This window comes from Neobacillus paridis (assembly GCF_016765675.1).
Classification (GTDB): domain Bacteria; phylum Bacillota; class Bacilli; order Bacillales; family Cytobacillaceae; genus Neobacillus; species Neobacillus paridis.
The window spans coordinates 286,264-302,524 of record NZ_JAESWB010000025.1 but is presented as its reverse complement, the minus strand read 5'-3'; the positions used below and the strand labels follow the sequence as shown (position 1 = coordinate 302,524).

The following is a 16,261-nucleotide window of genomic DNA, read 5'->3' as shown; positions in this document are numbered from 1 at the left end:
AGAGTGACACCTCCTTCGAACATTCTTAGTTTCAGTCATTTGTTATAAAATCATAAGGTGTAACGTTTTCCATTCCGATCATTGGATCGACCAGCATTAATTCTTCCTCTAATGACAGTTCAGGTTTCATGTTTGTAGTTCGTTCAATTTTCTCTCCAGCTGAAGGCACGGCCTCCTGAAGCTTTTCACATAATGTGGTTAATCGTTTTGATTCATCCGCTCTTTCAACACCCATTTTGAGCGCATCAGGCTCGCCGCACAGAATCAATGACTGCTTGCTTCTGGTAATAGCGGTATAAATTAAATTCCTTTGTAACATTCGGTAATAGCTTCTTGTAATCGGAAGAATCACAATCGGAAATTCGCTGCCCTGTGATTTATGGACGGAGCAGCAATAGGCATGGGTAATTTGGTTTAAATCCTGCCTTGTGTATTCAACTTCAGTTCCTTCAAAGGAAATATAGACCAAATCTTGTTTTTCCGTATTTTCCTTGGCATAGATGATGGAAATAATTTCACCAATGTCACCGTTAAAAATGTTGTTCTCCGGTTTATTCACAAGCTGAAGCACCTTATCGCCAATCCGGTACTTCACTTCACCAAAAGAAATTTCCTTGCGCTTGCCGTCAGGATTCGGATTAAAGATATCCTGTAATAACAGATTTAACCGATCGATCCCCGCCGGTCCGCGATACATCGGTGCCAGCACCTGAATATCTTTCGCGGTATATCCTTTAGATTTTGCATTCAGAGCAACCTTTTCAACCACCTGGGCGACCTGTGCTGTAGAGCACTTAATAAACGAGCGATCCGTCTGCTTCATGGTAACATCAGCGGGCAGCCGTCCTTGTTTGATTTCATGGGCAAGCTCGATGATTGACGATCCCTCTGCCTGGCGATAAATATCTGTCAGTCTGACGGTTGGAATTCGCTCGGATCGGAGTAAATCCTTTAACACCTGACCCGGGCCCACCGATGGAAGCTGATCTTCATCGCCGACGAGGATGACTTGGATCTCTTCCGGCAAAGCCTTAAACAGTTGATTGGCCAGCCATATATCAAGCATTGAGGTTTCATCAACAATTAAAATTTTTCCTTCCAATGTGCTTGTCTCATCGCGGTCAAAGCCTTCTGTGCCGTTAAAACCGAGGAGCCGGTGGATCGTTACTGCCGGTAGTCCTGTTGACTCGCTCATCCTTTTGGCTGCTCTTCCAGTTGGGGCCGCCAGTAAAAATGGAAAAGCTTCGTCCTTCTTATAATAATCCTGAGGGTCCAATGAGCAGCCATGCAATTCCCCGTAAAGCTCGACAATCCCCTTGATGACCGTTGTTTTTCCCGTTCCCGGTCCGCCGGTTAAAATCAGCATCGGTGACATGAGCGCCGTTTGAATTGCTTCCTTTTGCGTCGGGGCATATTGAACCCCAAGCCGTTCTTCTAAACTTCCTAATGCAAGCAGGAATTCCGATTCCGGGAATTGATCTTTGTATTCAGTTTGTTTTAAGATCCGCTGAATACTGGTTACTAGTCCTTTTTCAGCAAAAAATAACGAGGGCAAATAAATCCGCTTTTCCTCACCAATGATTTTTCCTTCTTCTTCAAGCTTGATTATCTCATTGGAGATATCCAGGAATTCAATTTGATCACGCTTATTTTCTTCAAGAAGTGCTTTTACTTGTTCAAGCAGGTCTTCAGCAAGCATGTAAACATGTCCTGCTTGCATGCACTCATTTTCTAACACATACAAGCAACCAGCCTTAATCCGGTCCGGGTGATTTCCGGAGATTCCAAGCTGGAATCCCAATTCATCTGCCCGGCCAAACCCGATTCCTTCGACATCCTCGACAAGCTTATAGGGATTTTTTTGAATTATATTCAAAGTTTCCTCTTTATAAACTTGATAAATTCGCATTGATAGCTGTGGTCCAAAGCCGTACTGATTAAGAGCAATCATAATCTGTTCGAGCCCTTGATGTTCCATTAGCGTATCATATAATGATTTTGCTTTATCTGGAGGGAGTTTCGGCACTGAATCCAGCAATGAGGGCTGATTGAGGATTTTGGAAATCGCATCTTCGCCTAATGTATTAACAATATTTTCTGCCGTTTTCTTCCCTATTCCTTTAAACATTTCTCCGGATAAATAGGCGATAATCCCTTGTTTTGACTGCGGCATATCTTTGCGGTAGTGCTTGGCTTGAAATTGCAACCCAAACTTAGGGTGTTCCTTAAATTCCCCGTAAAAAATATACGTTTCCTGGTCATACACTTTGGGAAAATAGCCGGTGATTACTGCTTCTTTCTCATCGTATGAATGATTGGTTTCATCGACACGAACCCGAAGAACGGTGTAAAGATTTTGTTCATTGTGAAAAATGGTCACAATCGGTCTTCCTTTAATATATCGACCCTCGTCCCCAAATAAATCGAGAGATTCCTGCTGTGCCATATGGCTCCCTCCTTTCAGATCAATTTTCGTTTTGTCGTCAGGCTTGTTCGATCATTTTCTTTGCATGGCCGGCCAGTAGATGGTCTGGTTGAATTTCCAGTGCTTTGTTAAACAAGCGGATGGCCTTTTCGAAGTCATCTTTAAAGGCATAGGAAACACCAAGATTATAATAGGCATCAGAATGGTTTGGATCCAATTCAAGACATTTTTCAAACTGGATCATCGCTTCGTCAATAAACTGCTCCTGTGCCAGACACAGTCCATATTGAAAGCGCGCCTCCGTGTCATTTTCATTTAGTTCCACTGACCTTTGTAAATAGGGCAATGCCAATTTGCCTTGACTTAAGTGAACAAGCGTAAGCCCAAGCATAAAGTAGGTATCGCTTGATTCCAACCCTTTTTTCATCGCCGTCTCAAACATCTGCTTTGCTTCCGCAAATTGTTCATGGTCAAAGTAGAGGCTGCCGGCACTGTAATAAGCGGCCGGAACATTTTCATCAAGCTCGATGGCTTTCTGGAAAAACTTTAAGGCCTTCTCATTATCACCCAGCGCTGAGAGTACATTTCCAAAGTTTATATATCCGATTGGGTCGTCGGGTTTTTCATTAATCGCCTCATTAAAGGTTTTTGCCGCCTCTTCCAAGTTGCCTTCCTGCATATATTGTACACCTAGTCGGTTTTTGTCCATCCTATTCAACTCCATTCTAAAGGGAAGTATATCATATTTCTCCGTTTTAATGGACAAGTCCAGACAGAGATTACCTTATGGTATGCAAATCGATATATCCGTTAATCCTCAGAAAAAAAAGCCCTGATTCATCTAAGAGGAATCAGAGCAAAATTCTACCCAACATATGTTAAACGCTCACCATTTTTATACACTTCATCAATCGTTCCGCCGCCAAGGCATTCATCACCATGATAAAAAACAGCAGCCTGACCCGGTGTTACCGCCCGGATGGGTTGATAGAAAATAACCTCCACCTTATTGTCTGCCAATAGGCGTACTTTTACTTTATGATCTTCCTGACGATAGCGGAATTTTGCCGTACAATCAAATTCCGCAGGTTTTTCCCGGTTAGAAACCCAGCTGACATCTGTAGCAATAATGGAATCGGAATAAAGTTTTTCATGATGGAAGCCTTGTCCCACATAAAGAACATTCCGTTTTAAATCCTTGCCGATGGCAAACCAGGGTTCACCGGCACCGCCAATCCCAAGTCCATGGCGCTGACCAATCGTATGGTACATTAACCCTTCATGGCGTCCTTTGATCTCGCCTTCAAATGTTTCCATATTTCCCGGTTGTGCTGGCAGATATTGACTGAGAAACTCTTTAAAATTCCGTTCGCCAATAAAACAAATTCCAGTACTATCTTTTTTTGCGGCTGTTGCCAGCCCTGCCTCCCTGGCAATTTCGCGGACCTTTGATTTTTCCAAATGTCCGATCGGGAACATGACTTTACTGATCTGCTCCTGTGTCAATTGATTGAGAAAATAAGTTTGATCCTTATTTTCATCTAAGCCGCGCAGCATTTTGTATTCACCATCACGAAACTCCACACGGGCATAGTGGCCTGTCGCTAAATAATCGGCCCCTAAATTCATGGCATACTCCAGAAATGCTTTAAACTTGATTTCTTTATTGCACATCACATCTGGATTCGGCGTCCGTCCAGCGCGGTATTCGTTTAAGAAATAGGTGAACACCTTGTCCCAATATTGCTTTTCAAAATTAACAGCATAATAAGGAATCCCGATTTGATTGCAGACTCGGATGACATCATTATAATCTTCGGTCGCTGTACATACTCCGAATTCATCCGTATCATCCCAGTTTTTCATAAAAATCCCGATCACGTCATAGCCTTGCTGTTTTAACAATAATGCGGCAACTGACGAATCAACACCGCCGGACATGCCGACTACGACCCGGGTATTTTTCGGATCTTTCCTTTCCACTTCATTTCACCTCTCTCTTTTCCTTATTAGCAAAAAATCTATTTTTTTAGCCGCATAATAATCTTAACGATTTCTTCCGCTGCCTTGATAATTTCTTCTTCCGTTGTGGTAAAGCCAAAGCTGAAGCGAATCGAATTGGCTAAACGCTCCGACCCTTTTCCAAACATGGCAACAAGCACATGCGAAGGCTCAATTGACCCGGCTGTGCACGCTGAACCGCTTGATACTGCAATTCCTGCTAAATCGAGATTCATCAGCATCGACTCGACATTTGTACCCGGAAAACTTAAGTTTAATACATGTGGCAGTGAATGTTCAAGTGATCCGTTTATTGCGAATTCAATTCCTTGATCTTGCAGTCTTTCGATTAAGAGGCGCTTAAATCCTTGAAATTTTGCACGTTTTCGTTCACGATCCGCCGCCGCAATGACGACCGCTTCATGAAAGCCAGCAATGGAAGCTACATTCTCCGTTCCGGCACGCCTTTTCCGCTCCTGCTCACCGCCAAAAACCCTAGGAGCAATTTTTATATTGGATCTAAGATATAAAAAACCAATCCCTTTGGGGCCATTTATTTTATGGGCAGAGACAGATAATAAATCAATATGGCTTTCGTTCACATCCATTTTTTCCACCCCGTAAGCTTGAACCGCATCCGTATGGAAAATTGCCTGATGACCTTCAAGGACTTGGCCTATTTCGGCGATCGGCTGCAATGTGCCAACTTCATTATTGCCATACATGACTGACACCAAGATTGTATCATCCCGCAATGCCGATTTTAGATCAGCGATGGAGATACGTCCCGTTTCATCCACAGGCAAATAGCTAACCTCAAAACCCTGCTTTTCTAATTTTTGACACGCATGCAAAACCGCATGGTGCTCTACTTGTGTCGTAATAATATGCCGGCCCTTATGTTGGTAGCTCTCGGCCACCCCGAATAAGGCCATATTGTCCGCTTCGGTTCCACCGCTGGTAAAAATAATCTCATTTTCCTTTGCCCCAATACTGCCAGCTAAAGCTGCTCTTGCTAAATCAAGGTAATGCCGCGCTTCCCGTCCAAATGAGTGAATGCTGGATGGATTTCCGAACGTTTCCTTCATGACCTTCAGCATTTTTTCAATCACTTTTGGATGCATGGGGGAAGTGGCGGCATGATCGAGATAGATTCGTTCCATATTTACACCTTCATTCAAAATAATGCTCTATTATTTCCTAAATATAAAACATATAACCCTCCATATCATTGTCTTCACTATGGCTGGCTAAATCCTCCAATGTTGTATTGTCAATTACATCTCTAATCGCATCACGGATCCGAATCCATAACTCACGCTTGGCCGGCTCCTCCTCTTCAATTCCTTCGACGGGTGTAATCGGCCCCTCCAATACGCGAAGCACATCACCAACGGTAATTTTGGAAGGCAGATTAGATAAAATATAGCCTCCATATGCCCCTCTGATACTTTTTACTAATCCGGCATTTCGCAGCGGGGCAATTAACTGTTCCAAGTAATGCTCCGATAAGTCATTTGTTTGAGCAATTGATTTTAGTGAAGTCGGCCCTTCTCCATAATTTTTCGCAAGCTCGATCATAATCGTTAGACCGTAACGGCCTTTTGTTGAAATTTTCATTTATAGCACCTCTATCCAATAAATAATTTAAATTCTAATCTCAGTAATTTGATAGGCATTAGCATTATAACATATTCTTCTTTCGTATGCTTTTCCAATAAAAAATGGTATGGTAAAGGTAAGAGCGAAAATTTGTTTGGAGAGATCGAAATGCAGCAAAAACCTTTAGCCTTCCGTATGCGTCCAAGAACCATTGAAGAAGTTGTTGGCCAGCAGCATCTTGTCGGAGCGGGAAAAATTATTGCCCGGATGGTAAAAGCAAAACAACTGACCTCGATGATTCTTTACGGGCCACCGGGAATTGGGAAAACTTCCATCGCCAGTGCCATTGCCGGCAGTACAAAATACGCTTTTCGAACACTTAATGCTGTTACAAATAATAAAAAGGATATGGAAATCGTTGCCGCCGAAGCAAAAATGTCCGGAAAAGTGATATTATTGCTAGATGAAGTTCACCGTTTAGACAAAGCAAAACAAGATTTTCTCTTGCCTTATTTGGAAAATGGGATGATTGTCCTGATCGGAGCAACAACGAGCAACCCCTATCACGCAATTAACCCCGCCATCCGCAGCCGCTGCCAGATTTTTGAACTTAAGTCGTTAACTCCTGAAGAAGTAAAGCAGGCATTAAGACGGGCCCTTGAGGATGAGGAACGGGGATTAGGAAAACTGAAGGTAGAAATCTCAGAAGATGCCCTAAATCATTTTGCCCAGGGGTCGGGCGGGGATGTGAGAAGTTCATTAAATGCGTTAGAACTGGCTGTTCTTTCCACCGATCCGGATGAAGAGGGCATCATTCATATCGATGTTGATACGGCTGAAGAATGCCTGCAAAAGAAAAGTATTACCGCTGACAAAGACGGCGATGCCCATTACGATGTGCTTTCCGCCTTTCAGAAATCAATCCGGGGCAGTGATGTCAATGCCGCACTTCACTATCTAGGCAGATTGATTGAAGCAGGAGACCTTCCCAGCATCAGCAGACGGCTAATTGTGATTGCCTATGAGGATATTGGCCTGGCTAATCCACAGGTTGGAGCAAGAACGCTGGCAGCAATTGAAACAGCAGAAAGAATCGGTTTCCCAGAAGCGAGAATTCCGCTTGCCAACGCTGTCATTGAACTATGCCTGTCTCCCAAATCTAATTCCGCCATAATGGCGATTGATGCGGCCCTCGAGGATATTCGCAAAGGAATGACCGGTGATGTCCCGGACCACCTAAGGGACGCCCATTATAAGGGGGCAAAACAGCTTGGACGCGGAATCGGTTATTTATATCCTCATGATTATCCGAACGGCTGGGTACCACAACAATATTTGCCTGATAAAATTAAACATAAACAATACTATCATCCTAAGAAAACGGGTAAATTCGAACAAGCCTTTGCTGCCGTTTATGAAAAATTAACCCCCAAAAAATAGCTAAAAAGGATCCCTCTTGTAACTGAACACGAGGGATCCTTTTTTTGATAACTTCTTTTTAAGCTTGGGCCGCTTTATATAGTTTATTGACTTCATCCCAATTAATTAAATGATAGAAAGCGGCAATATAATCAGGACGTTTGTTTTGATACTTAAGATAATAAGCATGCTCCCAAACATCTAAACCAAGAACTGGTTTTTTCCCTTCCATTAGAGGGCTATCCTGATTTGGAGTGCTGGTAATCGCCAGTTTCCCGTTATCAACGATAAGCCAAGCCCAACCGGAACCAAAACGGCCTGTGGCTGCCTTGGTAAATTCCTCTTTAAATTGATCATAGCTGCCAAAAGCCTGATTAATCGCATCAGCAATCTCGCCGGTTGGGGCACCGCCTGCATTCGGCGCAAGAACCTTCCAGAATAGGCTGTGGTTTGCATGTCCGCCACCATTATTACGTACTGCAGTACGAATATTTTCCGGAACAGCCTCGAGGTTTGCAATCAAATCTTCAACGCTTTTGGCAGATAGATCGTCATGACCCTCTAGGGCTGCGTTTAAGTTATTAACATATGTAGCGTGGTGACGATCATGGTGAATATTCATCGTTTGCTCATCGAAATAAGGCTCAAGTGCATTTGCTGCATAAGGTAATGCAGGAAGTTCATATTTTGCCATTGTTCATTCCTCCTCATAATTGTTTACCTTTTAATTATAGAACTTCTTCATTAACTTTTTCAACTGATAAGTTTAAAAATATAAAGATGGTATTTTACCAAAGTAATGATTCCTTTTTAACTTTTTCTCTATTCAGATGTATGGTAAAATAAAATAGTTTTTATACCTTTTTGTTTAGAAAATAATCATTTACGGTCCTCTAGGGATTTTTCTCAAGACCACATAATGAGCAGGTGAAAAAAATGATTGAACGAATATCAACAAAAGATAAAATCCTCGAATTATTAAAAAAGAAAACAAACCTAACTGTCAGTGAACTGTCTACTTTTTTAGGAATAACGGAAATGGCTGTCAGAAAGCATTTAAATATATTGGAACGCGACTCCTTCCTCACCATAAACGAAGTCAGAAAACCAATGGGCAGACCGATACAAGTATATTCTTTATCATCAAAGGCAGATGAACTATTCCCCAATCATTATGAAACGTTAACGCTTGAATTTCTTCACGATTTAGAAGCATTACATGGGGAAGAAATAATTGATTTTCTTTTTGAGAAAAGGAGCGAAAGACAAAGACTCAGCTATTTGCCAAAAATGGCAAATAAGAATTTCCACGAGAAAGTCGCGGAATTGCAGAAAATTCAACGCGACAAAGGCTATATGGCGGAACTTAACAAACTGGGGCAAGATACGTATGAACTGATTGAATATAATTGCCCAATCTTTTCTGTCGCCAAGGCGTACAAAAAGGCTTGTACCTGCGAAACGAATATGTTTAAAGAAGTTCTTGGAATTGAAAATGTTCAACGGATTACCTGCAAAACAGATAATGAAGATCATTGCCGCTTTTTAATCAAAGCACAGTAAACACTGCTGATCAGCAGTGTTTTGTTTTTAAATAAAACCAAGGATTTGGTGCAAAATAATACTGGTGGAAACCGGCGAAGTCTCTTTTACATATTTTCTCCACAAATATTTGTCAAACTAATGAAATATTCGTTTGGATAATGCAATATTTTTTTAGTTTGTTTATAGTAAAAATGATTAATTTTGAAGGAAGGTATGATAAATGGCAAAAGTGTTAATCGTCAGAGCACATCCCTTAAATCAACGAGTATCCCGATCTATGAAGGTAACAGATGCTTTTGTTCAATCTTATAAGGAGCATCATCCTGATGATATTATTGAGGATATCAATTTATATAATATGAATGTGCCGGAAATCGACGGAGATTTATTGGACGCATGGGATGAATTAGGTAAAGGGACACCTTTCCACCGGTTATCGAATGCTCAGCAGCATAAAGTTACCTTATTTAATTCCTTTACTGCTGACTTTTTGGAACAGGATAAAATTGTCATCGCCAATCCCTTATGGAATTTGAGCGTACCCACTCGGTTAAAATCTTGGTTTGATACAGTTACAGTTGCTGGCAAAACCTTTAAATACACTGATTCAGGTTCAGTTGGATTAGTGGAAGGCAAGAAACTCTTGCATATTCAGGCTAACGGCGGTTTCTACAATGGTTCAGACCCGGCAAGCCAGTATGTAAAAACTTTATTTACTTTCTTAGGAATCACAGATTTTCATCAATTATTTGTCGAAGGAATGGACCATGCACCAGATAAAGCCAACGAAATAGTTGAAAAAGCAGTTCAAAAAGCCGCTGAAATAGCGAAAACATTTTAAGTGCAAAAAATGCTGGCCTGTTTTAAGGTCAGCATTTTTATTCAGGCTTCTTGAACTCTACAGATTTTTTTGAATATAGTCGATCATTTTTGGTGTGATATATGGAATGATGAGTGGAAGCATATTTGGCATTAGCGATTCCATCGTTTTTGGCAGGAGATCAGGCATCAATTCCTCCATATCATCCGGCAGCGGCCCGACCCTCCTTGATACTTCCTGCAACATATCAGGCATCACTTTAGGCATCAGATCCGGAACCATTTTGGGCATCAAGGTTGGCATCATTTTTTCCATCATCGCAAGGCCCCCCGGGGTACGCTTCATTGCTTTCATCATGCTTACCATTTTTGAAGGCATGTTATCGAACATCGGCTTGAATAGGGAGGCCATAATATCTGCCAGTACTTCCGGCTTCATGAGCATGATGAATTTTTCAAAGTATCCCCACATTTCCATTGAGTATTCGGTTTTATCTTCTATATCATAGCCAAGTCCCTCCATGGCAATGCGGGCCAAATCTGTTACCTTTAAATTAAATTGGTTCTTAATATTGGAATCCCTTAACTGGACTTGACAGCATGGGCACAGGGCAACGACAGTATCTGCCTTTACATCGATTGCTTCCTGTAGTCGATTTCCACCCAACTTGGGGGCAACAGGGGTTTCGCCGACAAGAGTCAGGACCGACCCGCAGCATAGTCCTTCTTCCCGGTTATGTTCCATCTCAACAAATTCAACTCCCGGGATGGCTTTTAACATGTCCCGCGGCTGTTCATAAATTCCCTGTGCTCTGCCTATATGACAGGAATCATGGAAAGTGACCCGTTGATGCACTTCATGATCAAATGTAAGATTTCCTTCTTTTATCGCCTCTGAAACAATTTCTGAATAATGCTTGACCTCAAAATCATAGTCTATTCCCTTTTCCTTAGCCAGTTCGGCATATAGTTCCTTCCAAACTAAAGCACAGGCAGGGCAGGATGTAACAATCGTTTTTGCCCCCCGTTTTCGAGCTTCGGAAACATTGTGCTCAAAAATCTCCTCGAAGACATCCCATTTTCCCGCAACTTTCATTGGAATGCCACAACAGGCTTCGTCGGTCCCCATATAGGTAAACTCAATTCCCGCTTTATCCAACAGTCGAACCGTTGCTTGGGCAACGTCTGTATTGACAAATGAAGCCGTACAGCCAGCGAAATACAGAACATCACTTTTCTCCTTTATTTTTGGTTTTATCTCTTCAGGAACCCAATTGGCCCGTTTTTCCTTTTTGCCTGCCCAAATGTTGCGTTCTCCCCGGACTGATGCAGCCATCATCTCAAACGGAGGGAATGTCATCCGTTTTTCTTCATGAATCAGAGTCCCCCTCATTTCCATCCAATTATGTTCAACCGGCATATCCAACTGGCAGCGGATGTTGCACGCTTCACAAGTGGTACAAAGCAAGAAATTGTTAACCGTTTCGGGATTAAATTTTTCTCTTCCAGCTATAACTTCCCGAATATAATGGTATTTGCCTCTTGGTGATTGAGATTCCCAGCCCCTGCCTGAAAACTGCTCACATGTGGATACACAGTAACCACAGCGGGCACATGCGGTTGCATAGTAAGCAACATCAGCAGGAATGCCCTTTTTCTTTCCCTGTCGTACAGCTTCCCCGAACGGAGCGGTTGCAGCATTGGCAAAGGGTCTGATTATTGGTTCTAGCGTTGCCGCCGTTCCCATAATCGTATCAATTACTCCCCGCCCCAATACCTTATTCGGATTCATGATGCCATCCGGGTCCATTCTTTCTTTAAAATTCTTCACCTTTTCATAACGTTCAGTACCAAGTACATTCTTCGCTTCACGGCGGAAATACAAGCCAGTTGAATAGGAAGATCCCCCGTGCTTTTTGGCGATTTCAATAACGGACAAGGATAAGGCAAAAGCCATATTAAAGCCAAATGTCCGTTCATCATGGGGAATGAACCCGAGCAACACGACTTTATCTCCTTTTACGGCCATGCCCTCGAGAACAAGGGGATGTTTTATTTTTTCATCGATTTCATTTAAGACCTTACTTAACCTTGCCAACGGAACCACAACCTCCGTCGGGATTAAAGAAGGCCCGACCCGTTTAAAACGCATCGGTTTGAACCTTTCCTGCCACTCGTGCTCTGCTGCCTCTTCAGACAGCTCAACACCACTATGTTCTTGAATCATCTGTTCCAGCCCAGGATCAATATCCTTCCTCCTTGAAGCAGGATATGCCAATAAAAGGACATATGTTTCAGGGAGTTCAGGTTCCCTTCGGCGATTTCTCTCTTCATAAGGATGGCCTTTCCGTATCGGAATCTGTTTTTTCAGCCTCATTGCTTGAGGATTTTGCAAGGTGATCGACCAAATTGGCAAATCCGCCTTACGGACAGCCTCTAACACATTCTCCACTTTTTGGCTGTCTGTAAAAGAAACTAAGCGGTGGATTTCAGGCTCCAATTTTCTGACTTTAAACGTGATTCTGGTAATAATTCCGGTAATTCCCTCTAAGTCTGCGATATAAAGGAGAAGTTCTTCTTTTGAAACGGTTTTTAATTCTCCGTCCGGAAAAATAACCGTTGCTTCTGAAACATTTTCCTTAAAGAGTCCGTATTCATAGCCGCCAAATCCGGTTCCCCCTTGAGCAAGCAAACCTCCTACAGTGGAAGAGGGCAGGGAAGTCGGATAAAGAATTAAGTCCAATCCAGCTCTGTGGAGTTTGGTTTGCAATGCTTCCCAAATAATACCAGGTTCTACCGTTACAAGAAGATTCTCCTTGTCTATCGCAATCACTTTGTTCATTCCTGAAAGATCGACAACAATAGCTCCATTATCCGGAAGTACACCCCCAAATCCGGAAGTAGACATTCCCCTCGGAACAAGTTTCAAGCCTTCTTCCTTAGCTAGTTTTACAAGCCGAAAAATTTCCTCTTCTGTTTTTGGCCGGACAACCCCGCTTGGAATTCCTACCGGAAGAAAGGGTTTCACCAAACCAGGGAGAGCCCCTACATCATAGGAATACATTTTACATTCAATCCGGTCCATTCTGACTCTGTCCCCAAAAATAGATTTTAATCTTTCCTCAAGGTTAAGCTTTTCAGCAACTGCCGTCATCATCATTCCCTCCAATCTGTTTGCTAATCCAATGTATCCTACTTGCTAAAACAGCGGCTGTTTGTCCTTACTGAACGGCTCATAGACAGTTTCCTTTGTTCACATTCAATTCAGTCAATTGTATACGCTCTCAAAAATGTCACCCATCTTAACCTTCCAGACACGTTTTTCTTTTTTTCGTACCACCTTCTCCAATAGTTGAAAAATACAGATTTTTTCTTATCTATATTTTTATTATAAAGAAGTTCTCATCCTATAATTAGGAACAATTTGTGAAGATTAAAAAATAATATAGCCCCGAACACTTTAGTTCGGGGCCAAATCTAACAATTCTATTTCTCATCGCTCACGCGTTGGATCTTAATATCCTTAAGCAATTGTCTCACAACATAGCTGGCCATAATCAATCCGCATGTTGATGGGACAAAAGCATTCGATGATGGCGGCATTTTTGCTTTTCTAATCTCCGCAGCATCGTTACCGACAACCTTGCGGACATCCTCACGAATGACAATCGGACTTTCATCGGAAAAAACAACCGGAATCCCCTTTCGAATCCCCTCTTTGCGAAGCTTTGTCCGGATAATCTTGGCAATCGGATCTGTGTGGGTTTTTGAAATATCGGCGATTTGAAAACGTGTCGGATCCATTTTGTTAGCCGCTCCCATGCTGGAAATCATCGGGATCCCTCGTTTTAAACATTCCTTCATCAAATGAATTTTATAGACGATCGTATCGGAAGCATCGACAACAAAATCCAGATGGTGGCTGAATATTTCTTCATATGTTTCTTCCGTATAAAACATTTTTAGTGAAATAACTTCACAATCAGGATTAATATCTCGAATCCGTTCTTCCATAATTTCAACCTTTGGCCGGCCAACTGTAGAAAGCAATGCTACCAACTGGCGATTAACGTTGGTAATATCAACATCATCCTTATCGATCAGCACTAAGCGGCCGACACCAGAACGGGCAAGGGCTTCCGCGGCAAACGAGCCGACACCGCCAATTCCGAGAACGGCAACCGTGCTATTTTTCATGATATCAAGGCCTTCTTTTCCAATCGCAAGCTCGTTACGAGAAAATTGATGCAGCATGATGTTCACTCCAAATTAAGTCAGTGTTATTTTATTTTTTACTTTAAAAAATATAACATACCATCCGATAAAAGCAAGTATTTATATAGGAATTATACAAATAAATACAATAAAAAACCTCCTGAAACGCTGCAGGAGGTGAAAATTCAAATAAAAAAGAGTCCCAATAATGCCGTCGCTTTTGATCCCTTGTTTTGATCCCGCTCTCAGCAGGTGGGTATCCTATTTCCGATATTGCAAGTCCCCAGATCAAGAATCAGGGCATGTGCGCAATCAGAAAACTCCGGATTCCCAATAAATCTATGTTCGGTCAAAACTTCAGGTAACACAACGAACATTTCAGGACTCTCTTTGACTGATTTCATCTTAGCATATTTTGGTGCCGCCTTCAAGATTTCCTGAAAGCGAATTCTTGTTATTTCTTAACATTTAGTGACAAACTTAATTCCTCTAATTGAGCCTCAGAAACATCACTTGGCGCTTCTGTTAACAAGCAGCTGGCGCTGGCAGTTTTCGGAAAAGCAATCGTTTCTCTTAAATTAGAACTTCCGGCCAGCAGCATAACCAAACGGTCTAATCCCATTGCAATCCCACCATGTGGAGGCGTTCCATATTCGAAGGCATTCATCAGGAAGCCAAACTGGGCTTGTGCTTGTTCCGGTGTAAAGCCCAGAACTTTAAACATCTTCTCCTGAATCGGGCGCTCAAAAATTCTCAAGGAACCGCCGCCTAGCTCATAACCGTTCAACACAATATCATAGGCTTGTGCATGGACTTTGGAAGGATCTGTATCAAGATACTTTAAATCTTCGCGAACAGGCATGGTAAAAGGATGGTGAGCCGCGTAATACCGGCCCTCCTCCTCATCATATTCCAACAGCGGCCAGTCTGTTATCCATAAGAAATTGAACCTGCTTTGATCAATTAAGTCCAGCTCTTTCCCAAGCTTAAGTCTCAACGCACCTAATGCATCGGCTACAACGCTCTTTTTATCCGCAACAAATAGGAGTAAATCACCTTCAACAGCCTCCAAGGTTGCTTTGAGAGCCGCCGCTTCGTCATCGGAGAAGAACTTGGCGATCGGACCCTTAAGCCCATCTGACTCTACTTTTAACCAGGCAAGACCTTTAGCGCCATAGCGGGCAACAAACTCTGTCAGGGCATCAATATCTTTCCGGGAGTATTTAGCAGCAGCCCCCTTAACATTGATTGCTTTTACTTGACCTCCACCAGCAACAGTAGAAGCAAATACCTTAAACCCTGAATCCTTGACGATTTCAGAAACATTTACAAGTTCAAGACCAAAACGGGTATCCGGTTTATCGGAACCGTATCGGTTCATTGCCTCTTCATAAGCCATTCTTGGAAAAGGAACGGATATTTCAATTCCCTTTACTTCCTTCATGAGCGTTGACATCATTCTTTCGATTAGCGCTAAAATATCATCTTGGCTTAAAAAACTTGTTTCAATATCAATTTGCGTAAATTCCGGCTGGCGGTCAGCGCGCAAGTCCTCGTCCCGGAAGCAGCGGGCAATTTGGTAATAGCGTTCAATGCCGCCGACCATCAGCAGCTGTTTAAAAAGCTGCGGCGATTGTGGCAGGGCATAGAACTCACCAGGATGTACACGGCTTGGGACTAAATAGTCGCGTGCTCCCTCAGGAGTACTTTTTGTCAAAATTGGCGTTTCAACATCCAAAAAACCTTCAGAATCTAGAAAATTTCTAATTGTTTTTGTCACTTGATGGCGCATTTTTAACGTTTCAAACATGACCGGACGGCGAAAATCCAAATAGCGGTATTTTAACCGTACATCTTCAGAAGCATCGGTTTTATCAGTAATCATAAAGGGCGGTGTTTTTGCCTCATTTAACACGGTTACCGTTTCTGCCTGAATTTCAATTTTACCTGTTTTCAAGTTTTCATTAACAGTCTCCGGCTCGCGGGCAACGACTGTTCCAACCACATCGAGTACGTATTCATTACGGATGGTTTCGGCAACCGCAAGCGCCTCCTGAGAGACGTCCGGGTTAAAGACAATTTGGACAATACCTGAACGGTCACGTAAATCGACAAAGATTAAACCGCCAAGGTCACGTCTTCTTTGCACCCAGCCTTTTAAAGTTACCTTTTCACCTACTGCTGTCTCAGGCACTTCACCACAAAAATACGTCCTGCCAAACATCATGTTAAATC

The 16,261-nt window shown here is 42.4% G+C and carries 12 protein-coding genes and 1 other RNA gene; 3 read left to right on the top strand and 10 right to left on the bottom strand.

Features of this window, described 5'->3' with window-relative positions; translation table 11 throughout:
• Nucleotides 1-31 precede the first annotated feature (31 nt).
• From recD2 to cymR, 5 genes are all read right to left on the bottom strand, one after another.
• On the bottom strand, nt 32-2,446 hold the full coding sequence (recD2, locus tag JK635_RS03415; RefSeq protein WP_202652388.1) for an SF1B family DNA helicase RecD2: 2,415 nt from the start codon (nt 2,444-2,446) through the stop codon (nt 32-34).
• A 37-nt stretch (nt 2,447-2,483) separates the two neighbouring features.
• Nucleotides 2,484-3,134 (bottom strand): tetratricopeptide repeat protein, encoded by a 651-nt coding sequence (locus tag JK635_RS03410; protein ID WP_202652386.1) that lies wholly within the window; start codon nt 3,132-3,134, stop codon nt 2,484-2,486.
• A 155-nt stretch (nt 3,135-3,289) separates the two neighbouring features.
• Nucleotides 3,290-4,408: a tRNA 2-thiouridine(34) synthase MnmA gene (mnmA, locus tag JK635_RS03405; RefSeq protein WP_202652384.1), complete on the bottom strand. Its 1,119-nt coding sequence runs from the start codon at nt 4,406-4,408 to the stop codon at nt 3,290-3,292.
• Between the two features lie 38 nt (nt 4,409-4,446).
• Nucleotides 4,447-5,589, bottom strand: coding sequence for a cysteine desulfurase family protein (locus tag JK635_RS03400; RefSeq protein ID WP_202652382.1), 1,143 nt, complete (start codon nt 5,587-5,589; stop codon nt 4,447-4,449).
• Between the two features lie 37 nt (nt 5,590-5,626).
• A complete protein-coding gene (gene cymR / locus JK635_RS03395) occupies nt 5,627-6,046 on the bottom strand; it encodes a cysteine metabolism transcriptional regulator CymR (RefSeq protein WP_202652380.1) in 420 nt (139 codons plus the stop codon).
• A 150-nt stretch (nt 6,047-6,196) separates the two neighbouring features.
• Between cymR and JK635_RS03390 the strand changes: the two genes are divergently transcribed.
• Entirely contained in the window at nt 6,197-7,468 is a 1,272-nt protein-coding gene (locus tag JK635_RS03390) for a replication-associated recombination protein A (protein WP_202652378.1), read from the top strand.
• Nucleotides 7,469-7,526: 58 nt separating this feature from the next.
• On the opposite strand, the gene JK635_RS03385 is transcribed toward JK635_RS03390, so the two are convergent.
• Entirely contained in the window at nt 7,527-8,141 is a 615-nt protein-coding gene (locus tag JK635_RS03385) for a superoxide dismutase (protein ID WP_202652376.1), read from the bottom strand.
• Between the two features lie 242 nt (nt 8,142-8,383).
• On the opposite strand from JK635_RS03385, the gene JK635_RS03380 reads away from it, so the two are divergent.
• Nucleotides 8,384-9,010: a helix-turn-helix transcriptional regulator gene (locus JK635_RS03380; protein ID WP_202652374.1), complete on the top strand. Its 627-nt coding sequence runs from the start codon at nt 8,384-8,386 to the stop codon at nt 9,008-9,010.
• Nucleotides 9,011-9,212: 202 nt separating this feature from the next.
• Nucleotides 9,213-9,833 carry an NAD(P)H-dependent oxidoreductase gene (locus JK635_RS03375; RefSeq protein ID WP_202652372.1) on the top strand — a complete coding sequence of 207 codons (621 nt, stop codon included), beginning with the start codon at nt 9,213-9,215 and terminating at the stop codon, nt 9,831-9,833.
• A gap of 57 nt (nt 9,834-9,890) precedes the next feature.
• Here JK635_RS03375 and JK635_RS03370 read toward each other — a convergent pair whose 3' ends face one another.
• The 4 genes from JK635_RS03370 to aspS form a co-directional block, all read right to left on the bottom strand.
• The gene (locus tag JK635_RS03370) at nt 9,891-12,971 is read right to left on the bottom strand and encodes an FAD-binding and (Fe-S)-binding domain-containing protein (RefSeq protein WP_235887850.1); all 3,081 of its coding nucleotides are present in this window, start codon (nt 12,969-12,971) and stop codon (nt 9,891-9,893) included.
• 326 nt (nt 12,972-13,297) lie between these two features.
• Nucleotides 13,298-14,065, bottom strand: a complete 768-nt coding sequence (locus JK635_RS03365) for a tRNA threonylcarbamoyladenosine dehydratase (RefSeq protein WP_202652370.1) — start codon at nt 14,063-14,065, stop codon at nt 13,298-13,300.
• 156 nt (nt 14,066-14,221) lie between these two features.
• Nucleotides 14,222-14,414, bottom strand: a non-coding RNA gene (ssrS, locus tag JK635_RS03360) — 6S RNA.
• Nucleotides 14,415-14,480: 66 nt separating this feature from the next.
• Nucleotides 14,481-16,250: an aspartate--tRNA ligase gene (gene aspS, locus JK635_RS03355; protein WP_202652713.1), complete on the bottom strand. Its 1,770-nt coding sequence runs from the start codon at nt 16,248-16,250 to the stop codon at nt 14,481-14,483.
• Nucleotides 16,251-16,261: the final 11 nt, after the last annotated feature.